Source organism: Staphylococcus sp. Ze2, assembly GCF_048568365.1.
In the GTDB taxonomy this organism is placed as follows: domain Bacteria; phylum Bacillota; class Bacilli; order Staphylococcales; family Staphylococcaceae; genus Staphylococcus; species Staphylococcus xylosus.
The window spans coordinates 256,024-274,704 of record NZ_CP183486.1 but is presented as its reverse complement, the minus strand read 5'-3'; the positions used below and the strand labels follow the sequence as shown (position 1 = coordinate 274,704).

The window sequence follows — 18,681 nt, the reverse complement described above, 5'->3', positions numbered from 1 at the left end:
GTTGTATTCATTTATTAAAATTATGGAGGTAAAATTAGTGAGAGAGTATAGATTATCTGAAGCGCAACGTGAAATTATTCAGTTAGAAGAATATTATGAAAACACTAGTATTAATAATATAGCAGCAATGGTTACTATTAAAGATAATGTTAAAATAGAAGAAATTGATAAATCACTAAACAATTTAATAAAAAGACATGAGAGTTATAGGATTAAAGTTAGAAAATTGAACTCTGAATATAAACAATATATTGATGAATATAAGAGAAAAGACTTTGAGTATATTGATTTTTATAATAATAAAAAGGGTTATGATGAATGGATTACTACACAGATAGAATCAAATATATTTGCCTTCAATAGCGAATTATTTAAGTTTGTAATTTTAACTCAACCTAGTGGAGATATTGGAATATTACTGTTACAACATCATATTATTTCAGATGGGTGGAGTATGACCATAGCTGGGAATACGTTATGTGAGTCATTAATTTACGGAAAAAAAGAAGAGCGTTTTGAATTTACGTATTTAGACCACGTGGAAGAAGAAATAAATTATAAAAATTCATCTAGATTTGAAAAAGATAAACAATTTTGGATTGAAAAAGTAGAAAATTTAGAAAATAACGAGTTATTTGAAAATAAAAGGAATAATAGTGCCCAGGGGAATAGGCTAAATTATAGTCTTTCAGAAATATATACACATAAAATTATGGAATTTTGTAAAAGTAACCAATTAAGTATTAGCAATTTGTTTTCTGCTGCTATATTGATTTTAAAGTATAAAAAAAATTCAGTAACTAAGAATTCGATTGGATTAATATTACACAATAGAAATACGCAATTTAAAAAGCAAGTGACAGGAGTCTATTCAAGAGTTTTACCTATAATTGTGGAAATAGATAAAAAATTATCTATTAATGAATTTTTAAAGTTAATGAAAAAAGAAACATTCAAGTTGTTGAAACATAGAAAATATCCAAATAGTTATATAGTTGAACATAGCAAAAATGCAAAAGGTTTATTAGACTTTGTAGTATCATTTCAAAACACTCAGCATAACCCAGATTTTATTAAAAAGGGATACTCAGAAGAATGGTTAGACCCTGGTACAACAAATGTCCCATTAGGTCTAAATATAAGTAATAGAGATGGAGAAGACACCCTTGAAATAGATTATGAGTACCAGCTAGACCTGGTTAGCGAAAAAGAAGTTATAAATTTACACTCAAATATTATAAAAATTTTAAATGTAATTCTAGAGAATCCAGAACAAAAAATTAGTGAAATTGAGACTATTACTGAAGAAGAAAAGACGCTTATTTTACATGACTTTAATAATACACAAGTAAGCATGGGTAACACGAAACCCTTTGTAGAGATTTTTGAAAGCCAAGTGAAAAAAACGCCAAATAATAAGGCAGTTACTTACGAAGGTGAAAGTCTTACTTACCAAACATTAAACACTAAAGCAAATCAAGTCGCGCATCAATTACGACGCAATGGCGTCAAACCGAATAGCTTAGTAGGTGTAATGACAAACCGTAATTTGGAAATGATAGTTGGGATATATGGTGTTTTAAAAGCGGGTGGCGCCTATGTTCCAATTGATCCAGAATATCCGAGCGAGCGTATCAATTATATTTTAAGAGACAGTAAACCCAATACACTATTAACAGATAGAGCTTTAAGCACTTCTATTGAATTTAATCAATCGGTTATAAATTTAGTGGAGAATAAAAGTATATCAATACAACCCACAAAGAATTTATCGCATGTTACAAGTATATCTGACTTGATGTGTATTATTTATACTTCTGGCACTACAGGTAAACCTAAGGGTGTTAAGATAACTTCTAAAGGTGTTATGAATAATCTTAATAGAAGAATTAAGAGATTTGGTATTAGTAGTAAAGATAATATATTATTTAAAATGCCATTTACATTTGACCCGTCAATTTGGGAATTATTTGGATGGGCTATGGTTGGGGCACAAGCTACATTGTTACCTTCGGGTAAAGAAGGTAACTCAGAAGTAATCACATCATTAATTCACACATCTAAAGTGTCGTTAGCTGTCTTTGTACCTTCTATGTTTAACCCATTTATTCATTATATTCAGTTAACTAAACAAGCGAACTTACTTTCCAGCTTAAGGTATGTCTTAGTTGGAGGCGAAGCAGTGAAGCCAGAGTTAGTTAATCAATTTAATAAATGGATTGGTAAGGTGAATAATACACAATTAATCAATGTTTATGGCCCTACTGAAACTACTATTGATGTGACGAACTTTAGTTTTAAAAATAATGTTATCTATGAAACTATACCTATTGGTCAACCTATTGCGAATACGAAAGCGTATATTATGGATGAAGATAATAACCTCGTGGGTATTGATAATCAAGGAGAGCTTTGTATCGGAGGAGCAGGTGTGGCTGATGGTTATTTAAACCGACCTCAATTAACAGAAGAAAGATTTATTGATAACCCGTTTGGTAAAGGAAAGTTATACCGTACAGGTGATTTAGCGAAATGGCAAGAAGATGGAAATATTATTTGTTTAGGGCGTATCGATGATCAAGTAAAAATACGTGGTTATCGCATTGAACTCGGTGAAATAGAAAGTGCTTTACGTAAAAATGAAAAACTCACAGATGTCGCTGTCATTGCCAAATCAATGGGAGAAGGAAATATAGCTCTTTGCGCTTACCTAGTCTCAGAAGAAGATCTAGACTATGAATATATCAAAAGAGATTTAAGCGAAAGCTTGCCAAATTATATGATTCCAACATATATAACTCAAATTGAAAAAATACCAGTTACAGATAATGGTAAATTAAATAAAAGGCAGCTGCCTGAAATTAAGATTGAAAGTAAAGTATATGTTGCACCTAAAGATGATACAGAAGTAATGATCACTCAAATATTTGAGAATATATTGCATATTGAAAGTGTTGGCACGAATGATAATTTCTTTGAAATTGGTGGCCACTCACTTAATGCTTTGGGAATTATAAATGAAATAGAACATAAAAGCGGTGTCCGTATACCAGTTACTGATATTTTTGAAAAACCAACAGTTATACAATTGGCTAAAATTATAAAGGAAAGTAATAAATACACAAATTTACGAAAAATACCAAAAGCTGAAGATAAATTATTTTATTCTATATCTCCGATGCAAAAGCATATATATATATTGAATAAAATTGCTGGTAAACAAACAACTTCATATAACATGCCTGGAGCTTTTGAAATAAAAGGTGATATAGATATAAAAAGCATACAGAATGCTTTTCAAACTTTAGTTAATCGACATGAAGCATTAAGAACGCGTTTTGAAACAATTGATGGAGAAACTGTTCAAATAATTGAAGATGACATACAAATTAGTGTAGATTATGAAGAAAAACCAAATATTGATTATGATGCACTTTTACAAGATTTTGTAAAACCATTCAATTTAAAAATTGCACCGTTGTTAAGAGTTAAAATAGTGAAATTTGATAAACAGCGTTATATATTGTTATTCGATATTCATCATATCATTTCAGACGGTGCTTCCATTTATCATATTATTGGCGAATTTTCAAAATTATATCAAGGGCATACTTTAGCTGAGATGAAGTTACAGTATAAAGACTATAGTGAATGGATTAAAAATTATGATTTAAGCAAGCAACGTACATTTTGGTTGTCACAGTTTGAAGATAAACTTCCAATTTTAGATTTACCTTTGGACTATCCAAGACCTAAACAACAAACTTTTGAAGGTAAAACAATTACTGTGAACATGCCTAATGAAACAAAAAAAGCAATAGATAAACTTGCACAAGCGACTGGTAGCACTGATTATACAATCCTATTAACATCATTAATGATATTGATGAATAAGTATACTAATCAAGAAGATGTAGTAATCGGTAGCCCCGTTTCAGGACGTACACAAAAAGATACTGAAGAAGTTGTCGGTGCATTTTTTAATAGACTTGCATTACGTGGTTTTCCGGAAGATAATAAATCATTTAATCAATTATTAACAGAAATTACTGAGCTATCGTTGAAAGCTTTAGATAACCAAGATTATCCTATTGAATACTTGAAAGAAGAAATTGTAGAAAAATATAATTTAACTCGTAATACATTACATGATGTAACTTTTGCATTCCAAAATATTAATGAGCAATTATTGAACGTAGATGGTTGGGAAATTGAACCTAAAGAAACTATCGATACAAATATAAAATTTGATTTACACATGATGATAGAAGGGGACGAATTTTACAAAGTCTCTTTAAAATATGCGAGTGAATTATTTTCTTCATCAACAATTCAACGTATGTTGGATAGATTTATAAACATATTGGATAGTGTTACAAAATATCCAGAACAAAAAATAAGTGAAATAGAGTAAAAGATTAATTAAATAAAACTTATCAGAACTGTGTTTGATACCAATTGCTAATTAAGAAAAGTTGATGTAAAACGCTAAAAGTCCGGGACATAAAGTAATGTCTCGGACTTTCTATTTTTATGTTTTAGAATAAGGCTTCACTTATTATTGTAAAATCAAACTAAATTGCATTAGCTAATATTTCCTGGAAATGCTGCACAACATAAATATTTCTATAATCAATGAAGTATTTGGATGGAGTTCATGTAAAAAATTTTATACTGGTAAATTTCTACACATTACTGTTACTACTTCCTTTTATACTAAAAAGACATTTATATATCGGAAATTGTAAAAAAATAATTACAAAATTAGGAAACTCATAATTAAAATACGTGTTTTTATTCAAAATATTAATATTATATATTTAATTAATATGTTATCATCTAAATATGATAGATGATTATAATTTATTATAGAAGATATTAAAAAATACATAAGTTCTTTTTTTGATATTATTCCGTTGTACAGGCAAGAATATTAGTTTATGATTCTTGACCATCGATTAAGTATAAAGTGAAGTCATTTAAGTATTATTAAAATACTTTTTAAACAATAACTCGAATGGAAGGATGACATGTAATGAGCAATAATGTTTTAGATATTAGTTCTTTAGAAATAGACCATGTACTTGCAGGAGAAACAGAAATATATATTGTTCCAATCGTTGCCCCAGTATTAAGAAAAGGAGATTCTAAAGGGAATGCTGTTGATTGTTTTAAACAAATCTTAGGTTCCTCTAAAATTGTCCAATCTTTTGATGTGACAATAGATCATAATGATGAAAATGAGCCATTCAAAATATTCGAAGATCGAGAATACTGTATTACAGACCTAACTTCCTTACATAATATTAAAGAGGTTAAACGTCCTGACTGTAATTTTGGTTTAAGGCTTTATATGCCTCATAAAAATAAATCCAAATTAAAAGTTATAAATAATGATATTTTAAAAGAAATCAATTTCACTGGTTTTGATATTTCTGATTTAAGTAAAGGATTAAACTTTGAAACATTACAACCACTAAAAGACGCAATAATAGAACAAATTCAAAATAAAAATGGAGCTAAGCAAAAATTGTTTAATGAGAAACAGAATAAACAAGTTATAGCTATTAATAAAACCGAAGATTCTTCAGATATTCAGTTTTTAAAAAGTAATCTATATAACACATTAGATTCGCTTATAGATAAAGTATATTTAGATGACGAAAATTTAGAGTTTAGAAGTATTGTCGATGACAAAGGTTATAATGAAGAAATATTACCTACTTATCGAAAGCTTGAGCAATTAACTGAAGACGACTTTAACAAAGCCAAAAATGATAAATTAGCAGTTTTAGAAAAAAAGAGAGAAGATATTATTAATACCATATTTAATCAACTTGTTAATGATTTGTGGAGTAAAAGTATTGAAGCAGATAAAATGCGTAATTATAAATCAAATGATTCTCAATATCATAGAACATACACACAAATTGAAAGTAAATTACAAGAAGATTTAGGAGTTATTCCAAAGAAAGTTGAAGAACAAACTAAAAAATTAGAAAAAGAATTTGAAACAAGTAAAAATGAGCGTAGTGAAAAAGCACGTAGAGATATGGAAGAAAGAATAGAAAGAGAAGAAAGACCGATTTTAACAAATCGTATTCGTGAATTTGAGAAGACATTATCAGATAAAGCCAAAAATGCTTATAATAACCAAATTAAAGTATTAGATGCTAATGTCAAAAATGACTATGACTTGCATATTACTAAAATTGTCGATGACATCGTTCAACATCATCAAGAGACAATAGCTAGTAAAAAGTCGGAACTTCAAAATATTATGGAAAAAGACGTGGAAACATTAGTCCAAAAAAGAAGTGAAGACGTCGACAAACTTAGAGGAGAAATTAGTAAGTTAGAACAAGATTTAATTCATAATGAAGCAACATTTAATGAACGTTTAGATTTAGCAGTGAATCAAAAAGTAACTGATTATGAATTAAAAGACTCACAAATGACAGATGAAATTAATTGGTTAAGAGTAGAATTAGAAAAATCAAAAAGAGAAAGCGCAGATAAAGATGAATCGATCCGTTCTAAAGAAATGGAACTTCAAAATAATAGAAGTCATCTAGATCGATTAAATCAACAACTAGAACAAAGTAATCAAACAAGTTTAAGTATCTCGGCGCGTGCTATGGAAATTAAACAACAGGCCCTAAGTTTTTCAAATATTGAGTCAAATCAATCAAATTTCAGTAAGGTAGCTGGGCCGCAGAATATCGATGTCGGTAACTTACTAGATGATGATGCTGAAAAAGCAAAACGATATGAACGAAGAAAAAAACCAACGTTCTTTACTTGGTTAGGTGGACTCTTTTTATGTGCCGTGCTAGGTTCAGGTACTTTATTTGGTAGTCATGTAGCCAATAGCCAAGAAAAACAAGATAATAATACAGAGACGCAAACTCATGTTCAAAATTCACAAAAAACAGAATTATCAAAAAATAAATGATGATGTTTAGAAGCACCTATTGTTAACAAAATAGCGGTCTCAATGGATAAGTGAGCGCTAGCTTAATAACACGGATCAATATTAAACAATACGGGAGTGGAAACAATGAACCAACAAAAACTAGAAGAATTGAACCGGCTGGCAAAGGGCACAGTAAAAGAGAAAAAAATTGCACTTACATTTGGTTATCAACCAATCATCGAAGCATTAAAAAAGGATGAAAATAAAGAAGTTTCAGATTTTGCACAAACGATGGATGCAAACAGAGATTTGAAATTATACAAAAATAACCTCTACTATAGGCGTTCCAAAGAACAATTTCAAAAAGATTTGAAACAAGCAACGCAATATATGTATGCTACATTAATATTAATCGGTATCGCTATAGTGTCTATACTTATAGCTGTGATTATCTTTTTTGTGAATCCAACTGCGAACGTGTCATTATTTATCACAATTACAGTGTTAGCGATATTAGGGTCACTTGTCACAGTTTTACTTTCCAAGCGAATTGGAGTTTCCTATAATGATAGTAAACAATCATTGGCAAGATCCAAGTATTTACTCAATATTTCACAATCTAATTCACAATCATTACAAGCACAAATCAATAATAATGAATAAAGCCAATCTATATAGTTAGAAAACTATATCTAGTTTGATGTTAACCTAAACCGCAGAATTACTGATGAGTATTAGCTACAATGAATTCTCTAACTGTTCAAACTAACTTAGTGAAATTGAATAATAAAAATAAAGTTCCTAAACATTTATCGATGTCTAGGAACTTTATTTTTATATAGGTAATAGATTCTTGAATGAAAAGATAAAGTGGGGTTATCTAATTTATTAAATAGCACTACTCTAGATGATACTCTAGTTAGATAGAACTTTTTAAAAATATTACTCTTTTTGTCATAATATAGGATTAATATAACAAATATTAACTTAAAAAGTGATTTCCTGTTATATAGCAATCTTCAGTCCGAATGTTTACTAATGGCTATTTATATTATTATCTTATTAAATTTTATTATCTGTATTTTGTATTCTATTTGCGATCAAATCTCCGAGGTGTTGCGATGCTTTACCGTTCTCGATTACGCAGAAACGATTATAAAATTGATTGATTTTTTGCTGATACTGTTGCTCAATTTGTTTAATATTTTCCAACCCTGCAATTAAATCTTCTGTATTTGTATAAATAGGGCCTGGTAAGTCATTAAGATAATCAAAGTAAAAGCCTCTCAAGTCAGTACTGTATTTCTCCATATCATAGGCATAGAAAATCTGAGGACGCTTTAATATACCAAAATCAAACATGACCGAAGAATAATCTGTGATTAAGCAATCAGAAATCAGATATAATTCTGAAATATCGTCATACTTTGAAACATCAATCGCAAAATTTGTATATTGGCTAAGGTCTAGCTCATTAGAAATTAAATAATGCATTCGGAATAAAACTACATATGTGTCTCCTAAGCGATTTTGAAGTTTATTGATATCTAGTTTTAAATTCGAAATATATTTATTTTCTGTACTGTATTCATCATCTCTCCAAGTTGGTGCGTATAAAATCACTTTTTTATCGGACGGGATTCCTAATTTATCTTTAATTTTACGATGTAGCTCTTGATCATGTTGATGATTGATGAGTAAGTCGTTTCTAGGGTAACCAATTTCCAAAATTTGATTACGTGCCATCCAAAAAGCTGATTGGAATATAGTAGTAGAATAAGTATTCGGGGATACTAAATAATCCCAACGTCGTGTAGATTCATAAAAATGCTTCTTATATGTGGCAGTTGTTGTATTAGGCATGCGAACTACTGTCATATCATTTGCTAGAAATTTTAAAGGTGTACCGTGCCAAACTTGAATATAGAGTTGGTTACTTTTCTTTTTAATAAATAATGGTAATCGTGCATTAGAAACCCAAACTTGTGCTTTTTTATAAATATCGTAATATGCAGCACTTTGTTTTTGTATAGGCTTAATACCTTCTGGGATATCTATGTTTTTAGTATCTCTAAACACCCAGTAATAATGAAAGTTTGGGTAGTGTGATTTCATATACTCATAAATATATTTAGGGCTATCATTATAACTACTACCACCGAACGATTCGAACACTACTGTTTGCTGTGACACATCAGAATTTTTATTAAACAAGACATATTTAGCATAATGTTTATTCGGTTTGTTTAGCAAAATGGCTTTATAAAAGCGTAAACGATACCTTTTATAATTAAGTTTGATGGCAAGTTGCGTAAAGCCAAATTGAATAAATCGTAATTCTAAATTAAATAAAGGTGATTCTGATTTTAATGCTGGTTTGATCATCGGTATGATACCAGCTAACATTTTGCTAGCGAATTGATAATGAGCAGCATTATTTTGATTATTTGGTTCAAACCAAATATGTAGTTTATCTACCATGTGTTGTAGTATAAAAATTTTTAATGATTTTTTATTATTAAGTTTATTAACGCGTTGAATAGCATCTTTAAAGGCATCTATATAGTCAGGAAATATAGATTCAAACGGTTGGGCTCTCAGCTTTTCAGTTTTAAAAGGATCATAAATCTCCCCACAAAAGTAAAAAGATACGCCTTCAATATGAATAAATGTTTCTGCATAATTGTTATATTCTAAAATGAACGACCAATCTGCGTAAATATTAAGATTTTCATTAAGCTTTATACAATGATTTTGTACAATGCTTGTTTTGAATATAATATTACTGATTGAATCTTGCTTTAGTAAGGCGTCTGGATATTTATTAATCTTTTTGTAATGAACAGTTAAATCTTCATCAAGATAACAATTAGGTATATTTAAAGAGAAGTCATGTATTTTCGAAATAACTGCATCTTGCTGTTTGAGATGTTTTAAGTATACTTCAATGGTATAAGGCGAGATGATATCATCAGCATCTACAAACATAAAATAGGGTGTCTCAACATGAGCGATTCCTTTATTTCGTGCATAGGCATGACCATGATTTTTATTTAATTTAATATATTTAGGTTGTTTTGAATAATTTTCTAGTTTTTCAAATAAGTAATTTTCAGATAGATCTTGTGCACCATCATTAACTAATATTAATTCAAATTGTTGATTTGACTGATTAATAAGGCTTTCTAGGCATTGTTTGAGGTGTGTTTCGTTGTTATAAAAAGGTACGATGATTGTAAGTTGATTATACATATGTAAACCTCCGTCATGCTGTTTTATAAAATAGAGAAGAGGGAGTAGGACAGAAACGCTGTTTGTAGAATGAGTTTTCTGTTCTACTCCCTTATATGTTTTTAAAAGAAGCGTTGAACTATACTTTTAGCAGCAGTGCCAGTTTCAAAAGTACAGAAACGATTATAGAATGCTTCATATTTATCTTTATAAGTTTCTTGAACTTGATCAATGTTTTCTATTGATTGAATTAAGTCCTCGTTTGTTTTTAAAAGAGGTCCAGGTGCTTGATCTTCAAAATCAAAATAAAATCCTCTAAGACTGTTTTTATAGTGTTCAAGATCATAAGTAAAGAACAATAATGGTTTTTTTGTGTTAGCGTAATCAAACATAACTGACGAATAGTCAGTAATACAGATATCAGCAATGAGGTATAAATCACTTATTTCATTATAATTACTGCCATTAATCACAAAATCATTTAGACTACTGTCTAAATGTAAAGCATTACTGATAATAATATGTGGGCGCAAAATTAAAATATAATCATCACTTAAGCGTTTTTGCATTTCATATAAATCTATTTGCAGATTAATGATATGTTTTTTTGCTTTTGTAAGTTCGTCGTCACGGAATGTCGGAGCGTATAAAATTACTTTACGGTCATCATGAATACCTAATTTTTGTTTAATATGAATGCGTTCATTTTCTAATATAGTTTCGTCTTGATAAAATACGTCATTTCTTGGGTACCCAACTTCTAGTATCTCTTTATGAAAATCAAAAGCAGATTTAAAGCATTCTGTTGCATAAGGACTTGGTGATACAAGATAGTCCCAATATTTTATTGCATGATTGACACGATTTTTATAACCATCATCACGGCCGGCAAAAGTTTCAATATCATTCAACATTTTTTTGAGTGGAGTTCCATGCCAAGTTTGAATATAAAGCGTATCTTTCGGCTTGTTAATATAGTAAGGGAAATTCTGATTGTTAATCCAATACTTAGCGCGTGATAAATAATGATAATATTCTGGTGATAAACGTTTTATTGATTTAACGTTCGCATCATTAAATGGATATTGTGTGTTGCTGACCCATACAATTTGGTATTGGTCACTGTGTTGTTTTAAAGCATCATAAATCACTTTTGGACTATCGCTAACTGACTTACCAACATTACTTTCGAATACTACCAAATCTTTTTTAACAGGAACGACTTTAGATATTGCACTATTATACTTATCCATAACTTTAAAATAACGCTTATCTCTTCTAAAACGTTTAAATAAATGTTGAGATAAAATATCGTATTTTATCTTACTTTTAAATTGATTCTTTGTTTTAAAATTATTAACTTCTGTATAGATTCGTTCGCTATTATGACGGTCATTAAAGTTATAGAAACGTTGCGCTTTTATGCTAACGCTTTCATCTGTTATATAGTCGTTTGCTATTATTCTAGTAAGTTGTGCTTCTAAATCTTTTTGATTATTTACGATTAATCCAGGTAGTTCTTCCTCAATATTAATATGAGAGGGTTCTTTCCCTAAAAATTGATCTTTATCAAATTGATAATAAATCACAGGTTTAGCTAAAAAACTAAAATCAAAGGCGACACTAGAATAATCTGTAATCATCAATTTACTTTCTTGTATGAGTTGTTGAACGTCCACATCGCCTTGCTTAATACTTGTAACATGCTGTGGTACATCAAATAAATCAATAAATGGTTGCATGTTAGGATGTAAACAGAAAATGACTTTTGTGCCTTGTTCTGCAATATTTTTGACTTTATCGCTGTTAATTAAAGTATTCATACGTTCTAGGTATTCAGAGGATTCTAACTGTTCATAGTTAGTTAACCAATCTCTCCATGTAGGCATAATTAAGATTTGATTTTTTGTCTGAATGTCTTTATTGAACAGTTCGTCAAATCTAGCTAAGCCTGTAACTTTAACTTGTGCTTCATCAAATTTTAAATCTCTAACTACAATCTCTTTTTCGCGCTCTGAACTTGTTATAAAGATGTCTACATTGAAGTCTTTTAATTGATTACCATTAATCTGAGTTAAATTTTTAGTTCCTAAGACACCATGTTGTAAAAACACTCTAGTGGCAGTAATTTTTCTTGTATAGGCTGCACTGTTAGTTGGGAACAATAATTCTGGATGATGTGTTGAACAAATATAATCTGCTTGCAACATTACTGAAAAATGTTCAGGAGATTGATAGTAAATGACATTACCAAGTGGTAATACATTTTTTGCTTCATTTGAGTGTTCATCAATAATGTAATAAACAGGTAATTCTGGATGATACGTTCTCATATATTTAAAGAAATGATATCCATTATCTTGAGCTTTATAAGATTTTTCTCCGATAATCCAAACTTTATTCTTAGATTTTAGAGATAGGTTTTTTAATGAAGGTGTTTTTAGACTTTGAAGATAAGTCAGGTAACTTTCAATGCTATAGCGATTTATGCGAAAAGATAAGTTACGACCTTTCATTGTGAAATAAGGTGTGATAGAGACAATTTCCTCTTTATAATCTGTAATAATTTCCCCTTTAAGGAACCGTTCTGTAAAAATTCTAGGATTACCAAGTTTGATTAGAAGTGGTTCAGCTGATTCTTGTACATCAACTTTCAAATAAATATCTATAACATCTTCTGTTTCAAAAGGATATTTCATAAAGTCGATTAATTCATTATAAATATCTACTGAAAATTTAAAATTATTAGTATGTCTCCGTTTATTTTCACTTTTCAAAGTGATTGGTAAAGGTATTTCAGTTTCGCGTTCCGTAAAGCGCGTACGTATTACGATACTAGATTTTTGAACAACAGCATTTAATGTTGAAAATTCTCCTGTAATATAAGCTTCACTATTGTTAAATTTAAGTGCATCAATATGACGTCTTGAAAAGAATACTTTTTGTGGTACATAACTCTCCATAGAAAGATGTAAAAAACCATTTTTGGTGATATACGGATGAATAACATCCGAGCCATCTGAAATCTCTGATAAATTAAAAACAGAAGATCGCTCACCTGTTACCTTAATATTTTTTTGGGTCGTAATAATTGCATCGGATTCTTCCATAATTAAAAAAATTTTACTTCTATTATAAGATTTAAACGCTTTCAAAATTTCGTTTAAATCAATTTCAAAATTACAAAATTCATCTACTGGATTATACGAAATAGAATGGAATTCATTTTTCACATATAATTTCCTAATACTATTATTTTGTTGATTGAAAGAAATATAAAGTATAGAACCTTCTTGATTAATATGTCGCAAGCTACTGGCCTCCAATAAATTTAATAAGTTGTAACAATTATAACGTATAAATTGTTATAATAATATTTAAATTAACATAATGTATTAATATAAATATGAAAAGGTGATTATAATCGAAGATAAAAAGATTATTTTTTCTATTGTTATTACTACTTTTAATAATAAAAATACAATAGAAAAAACTTTGGACTCAGTAATGGAACAAAGTTTAGACTCAGATTTATATGAGATAGTTATTGTCGATGATTGTTCAAACGATGGTACATGGGAAATATTGAAAGGATATAATAATTTTAATATTAAAAAGTATAGATTAGCCCGAAATAGTGGTGGACCATCTATACCTAGAAATACTGGTATTGAACATAGTATTGGTAAGTATTTATACTTTTTGGATGGTGATGATTGGTTAGAACAGAATATTTTGGAAACGATTTCAATTAATAAAAAATGGCATAAAAGTGATTTGATTATTTCAAAAGTCATTAAACATACAGAGAAAAATCAATCTGTTCATGCGAGATTTATGACAGCTAAGACATACATTAATGAGCAAAGTTACAAAATCCCCTATTTATATTATTATTTAGGTCCTGGTGGAAAGTTTATTAAGCGTGAGTTAATAGAAAAACATGATATAAAATTTCCAATAAATTTACACTTTGGAGAAGATAAACTATTTTTTGTGAAAGTATATGAAAAAGCGCAAAAAGTAACAACTACAACGTGCATTGGAGTGCATATCAATCGCTATTCAGATAATATTTCAATTGTTAGAAGAACTCATTTTATTAAAAAGAGAGAAAGTGATCTAGCTATATTTGATTATGTATTGGATATGAAAGACAAAAAACGTCGAGATAAGTTGTTATTGCGAAATTTAGAATATGATTTATTAACAAGTTGTAATTCTCATATCTTTTTAGATTCATCAAAAGAAACTAAAGTAAATGTTTTTGAAATGATTAAAACAGTATTTGAAAATGTATATGTCAAAAAACGCATTGTGCCACAAATTGATGCTAAGTTTAATGATGCCGTAGTAGCAATTTATAGCAATGATTTTAATAAATTTGAAGCCTACTTTGAATGGTTGAAGAGAGGTCATAAGTTATTAGAAAAACTATCTGATAACCATTATGAATTCAAAGATACTGATGACAATGATTTTAGAATAATAACGCCATTTGCAAACTTAAAAAATTTACAAGTAATGCAAAAAGCTATGTACCTTCAAATAGAAGTTAATAATTTGAAAGATAGTAGAATAAAAGAAATTCAATTAGAAAGTCGTACGTATTATAAACAAAATATAACTTATGAAGAAATGACATTGAAAGATGGTTTTTTTACAATCAAGTTAAATCAAGAACTATTAGAGTCACTAGCTACAGGTATTTATAACATTATAATTATTTATGATGAGTATAAAACATTAAATGTTAAGTACGGATATACTAAAAAAATAAAAAACACTTCAACAACAGCTACTATCTATCCAACTATCAATGGTAATTTAGCGCTTAAGATTCAACGAAATGAATGATGTGAAGTAACTATGTGTATGTTTTTTTCTTTGAAAAGAATTATGTGATTTTAATATTTGTTTCAGCAATGTTTAAACATTTGTATCGTGTCATATGATTTAAGCGTAGACAGAGGGAAGACAGAAAGCTATTGTCAAACTTCTGTCACGCGCTTATGTGTTTTCTATCATCAATAAGTCATGGGAAGTAATGAGTATATTTTATTAAGGGGATTAAAATGAATCAAAATAAAAATTTAATTGATATTGAACGCAAATTTCGTCCTGAAATTGAAGGACTAAGAATAGTAGCAGCACTACTTGTCGCTATTTATCATATATGGTTTGGAAGAGTGTCGGGAGGAGTGGACGTCTTCTTTGTTATATCTGGTTTTTTAATAACAACATCTATTATATCAACCATAAATAAAACTGGAGAATATAAGTTTTGGCCATACATATCTAAATTATTGAAGCGTCTCTTACCATCAGCATTATTTATAGTTTTGGTGACATTGGTGTTAAGTTTCTTCTTCTTACCGCTTACGATTTTAATGAAAACGATTAAAGAAGCACTAGCTTCAATATTTTATTATCAAAACTGGCAGCTTGCATTTAGTAGTACAGATTACTTAGATGCTAACCAAATGAAGAGTCCACTTGAACATTTTTGGGCCATGTCTATCCAAGGCCAATTTTATCTTATTTGGTTTTTATTATTTACATTTGTTTTATATTTAGTACGAAAATATGCGCTATCGAATGGCAAAAAACTTGTTAACTTTTTACTAACGACTATATTCATAGTGTCATTTATTTATTCCATATATCTTACCCAAGTTAATCAACCTTTTGCATACTTCATTACATTTACAAGGGTATGGGAATTCGCTTTAGGTGGTTTATTATGTGTTAATTTAGGACGAATCAAAATTAATCGTTTAGCAGCTGCTATTATTGGCTGGATAGGTTTAGTAGGATTGATATTAACAGGTGCTTTATTTGATGTGTCTAAACTATTCCCTGGATATATTGCCTTATGGCCAATGACATGTGCATTACTTATTGTTCTTTCTGGTAATGTGGATACAAAATATGGTGTGAAAAGATTTTTAGCATTACCTATTATGACAAAACTAGGGGGTATATCCTTTGGTATTTATTTATGGCACTGGGTATTACTTTCTTTCTATAAGTTTAAAATTGCAGAAGAGCCAGGACTAATATCAGGTGTAATGATTATTTTGTTATCAATTGGTTTATCTTTCTTTATGACGAGGTTTATTGAAGCACCTATTAGAAACGGTCAAAATAATAAAAAAGCTTTTTCAAAGTTAGGTAAAGTATTATCAGTGAATTTAATTTTAATTGTGTCATTATTTGTGATGGGTGTAATGAAAAACAGCGGTTCTGATAAGGAAGTAAGCCATAAAGATTATCCGGGTGTAGATGCAGTCGCCAAAAGTGAAGAAATTGAAGAGCAAAACCCTATGCCAAATTTTGCAAAAGTGTTTGATGATTTACCTCAATCTCATCTTGATAATAGTAACCAAAACCTTAAAGAAACAGATGTAAAAGTAGGTGAATATGGTAAAACAAAGAACTATAAAGCGACTATTGCTTTAGTTGGAAGTTCTCACTCTGAGCATTGGCTTGGTGGATTTATTAAAGCGGCAGATAAAAATGGTTATAGAATATTGAATATTACACGTTCTGGCACACGTTTTTCTACTGGCTATGAAGATGATAGCCCTAAAGGAAAATGGGTTAAAAATGTTAACGACTATTTACAGCATCATAAAGATATAGACTTAGTTGTATCACATGCAACTTCAGCTGCTAGCGATAGCAAATGGGTTCAAAATCAAATGATTAATCAATTGAATATTGTGAAGGATGAGTATGATATGGATGTTCTTGCTATACGAGATATTCCAACTTATGATTTTAGTGTTCCTGAAGAATTTGAAAAGTTTGGCGAAGAGAAAACTATCAAAAAAATGAACGATTTTGAAAGCCAAAAAGACACATCATATTGGCAAGATTTTGCTGAAAATGATGAGAGACTATACAAGTTTGACCCTACTGAATTTTTTAAAGTAGATAATCAATATGCGCCAGTAATTGGAAATATTAATATTTATAGAGACATGGATCATATGACAAATACGTATTCAGAGTCTTTCGGTAATGTACTGGCCGAAAAGTTAAAATACATTATTGAAAACAAGGAAGAGAATAAAGAAGTAAACTTAAACAATATATAAAATTGTAGATAATGATAGATACTGTCAATACAATGATTACGGCCGAGACATCAAAATTATGTCTCGGCCATTTTAATCTATGTCAATTCTTACATTATCCAATAAACTATTATGTTTAGATTCACAATCAAAACGCTAGGATAAGGGAATCAGAGTTTTGGTCTTTGATTTTAATTACTATTGGGTAGTGGTTTAGGGAACAGGAGTGATGTTGTATTATCGGTTTAATGATATTACGAATGCTTTATACTAACAACTCTGACTCGCTAAATTTTTGGCTTTTATAAAATGATTTGTTTTATACGACTCTGTTAATAGTTGGCCATCATTGGAAACGTAAGAATAATTTTCATCTAAAGTTGTAACTTCTGTTGGAAATAACCAATATAGCTTACCTACTATAAAGGTTTGGTTGCTTTTGACGCATACATATCTACACTCGGATATGCTCATTAAGTACACCTCATTTTTTAAAAGCTTGCTCTAACTATTTAATAATCGTATTCTGAAATACGAAGCTAGGTTCAGCGCCTAAAATAATGAGAAATACTTGTGAATAAGCTATATCTTGAAATTTTTGAATCATACCATAGAAATCATTAAATGAATCATTACTTTTTACTTTTTCAACTTCTTGTTCGTATAAACTTAAAACAGAATCTCTAATTAAAGAGGGTCTGTTTTCTTGAATAACATATGAGTCTTCTGAAAACATAAGTAATCCTAAATATTTATAATGTATGCTCAGTTGTCTAGTTAAACTGGCAATATATTCTAATTTTAAGTAGAGTTCTGGTGAATGAACTTGTAATTGAGACAGATTTGTTTTAATTTGTTGTAGTTTTTCCATTTCGTTTATCATTTGTTTACAACCTCCAATGCCCAGGGCTTAACTGTATTAAGTGACTGAATAAGGTGTTTACTTTGTTGACGTCTATGCTTTCGCATGTTTGCTCTATCTTCTCCATGCATATACAATAATTTTTCTTCTTGGGTTTGAGGTGTGATATTTGCTACTTTGATTGGTTTTTTATGTTCATCTAGAGCAACAAATGTTAAAAAGGCAACTGCAGCTATTTTTCGCTCAGCAGTTATCATGTCTTCTGCAATTACTTTACAAAATATTTCCATTGATTTTTCTCCTGTATAAGCTACATAAGATTCAATACAAACAGAGTCTAATTGGGTAATAGGATGTAAAAATTCTATAGAATCAGTGGATGCAGTCACACATTCTTTAACTCGTGCATGTCTTCGTGCTGATAAAGTAGCGTTATTATCAATTTTTTTCATTAATACACCACCAAATAAGGTATTATAATTGTTTAAATCATTAATTAATACTTGATCAGTACTAATAATTTTACTGTCGTTCGGATACTTATAATTTTCCATAACTTATCTCCCGTTTATATTATTTATTACACATTA

9 protein-coding genes are annotated in these 18,681 nt (G+C 29.5%); 5 read left to right on the top strand and 4 right to left on the bottom strand.

All coding sequences use genetic code 11. From position 1 onward, the window contains the following. Positions 1 to 37: 37 nt before the first annotated feature. The 3 genes from ACM591_RS01100 to ACM591_RS01090 all read left to right on the top strand — a co-directional run bounded on the left by ACM591_RS01100 (position 38) and on the right by ACM591_RS01090 (position 7,579). Positions 38 to 4,414, top strand: coding sequence for an amino acid adenylation domain-containing protein (locus tag ACM591_RS01100; protein ID WP_326026900.1), 4,377 nt, complete (start codon positions 38 to 40; stop codon positions 4,412 to 4,414). 621 nt (positions 4,415 to 5,035) lie between these two features. After that, a complete protein-coding gene (locus tag ACM591_RS01095) occupies positions 5,036 to 6,955 on the top strand; it encodes a hypothetical protein (protein ID WP_232164241.1) in 1,920 nt (639 codons plus the stop codon). Positions 6,956 to 7,060: 105 nt separating this feature from the next. Then, entirely contained in the window at positions 7,061 to 7,579 is a 519-nt protein-coding gene (locus ACM591_RS01090) for a hypothetical protein (RefSeq protein WP_029378730.1), read from the top strand. A 399-nt stretch (positions 7,580 to 7,978) separates the two neighbouring features. Here the strand turns inward: ACM591_RS01090 and ACM591_RS01085 are convergent, their stop codons facing one another. Both ACM591_RS01085 and ACM591_RS01080 read right to left on the bottom strand, forming a co-directional pair. Beyond that, the gene (locus ACM591_RS01085) at positions 7,979 to 10,168 is read right to left on the bottom strand and encodes a bifunctional glycosyltransferase family 2 protein/CDP-glycerol:glycerophosphate glycerophosphotransferase (protein WP_326026090.1); all 2,190 of its coding nucleotides are present in this window, start codon (positions 10,166 to 10,168) and stop codon (positions 7,979 to 7,981) included. 101 nt (positions 10,169 to 10,269) lie between these two features. Next, positions 10,270 to 13,458, bottom strand: a complete 3,189-nt coding sequence (locus ACM591_RS01080) for a CDP-glycerol glycerophosphotransferase family protein (RefSeq protein WP_326026091.1) — start codon at positions 13,456 to 13,458, stop codon at positions 10,270 to 10,272. Between the two features lie 103 nt (positions 13,459 to 13,561). Between ACM591_RS01080 and ACM591_RS01075 the strand changes: the two genes are divergently transcribed. Beyond that, the gene (locus tag ACM591_RS01075) at positions 13,562 to 15,004 is read left to right on the top strand and encodes a glycosyltransferase family 2 protein (RefSeq protein ID WP_216715580.1); all 1,443 of its coding nucleotides are present in this window, start codon (positions 13,562 to 13,564) and stop codon (positions 15,002 to 15,004) included. Positions 15,005 to 15,222: 218 nt separating this feature from the next. Further along, entirely contained in the window at positions 15,223 to 17,250 is a 2,028-nt protein-coding gene (locus ACM591_RS01070) for an acyltransferase family protein (protein WP_216715579.1), read from the top strand. A 487-nt stretch (positions 17,251 to 17,737) separates the two neighbouring features. On the opposite strand, the gene ACM591_RS01065 is transcribed toward ACM591_RS01070, so the two are convergent. Then, entirely contained in the window at positions 17,738 to 18,112 is a 375-nt protein-coding gene (locus tag ACM591_RS01065; RefSeq protein WP_029378736.1) for a hypothetical protein, read from the bottom strand. Beyond that, positions 18,109 to 18,645: an acyl-CoA thioesterase gene (locus ACM591_RS01060; protein ID WP_029378737.1), complete on the bottom strand. Its 537-nt coding sequence runs from the start codon at positions 18,643 to 18,645 to the stop codon at positions 18,109 to 18,111. Before ACM591_RS01060 ends, ACM591_RS01065 begins: the two co-directional genes overlap by 4 nt. Positions 18,646 to 18,681 lie beyond the last annotated feature (36 nt).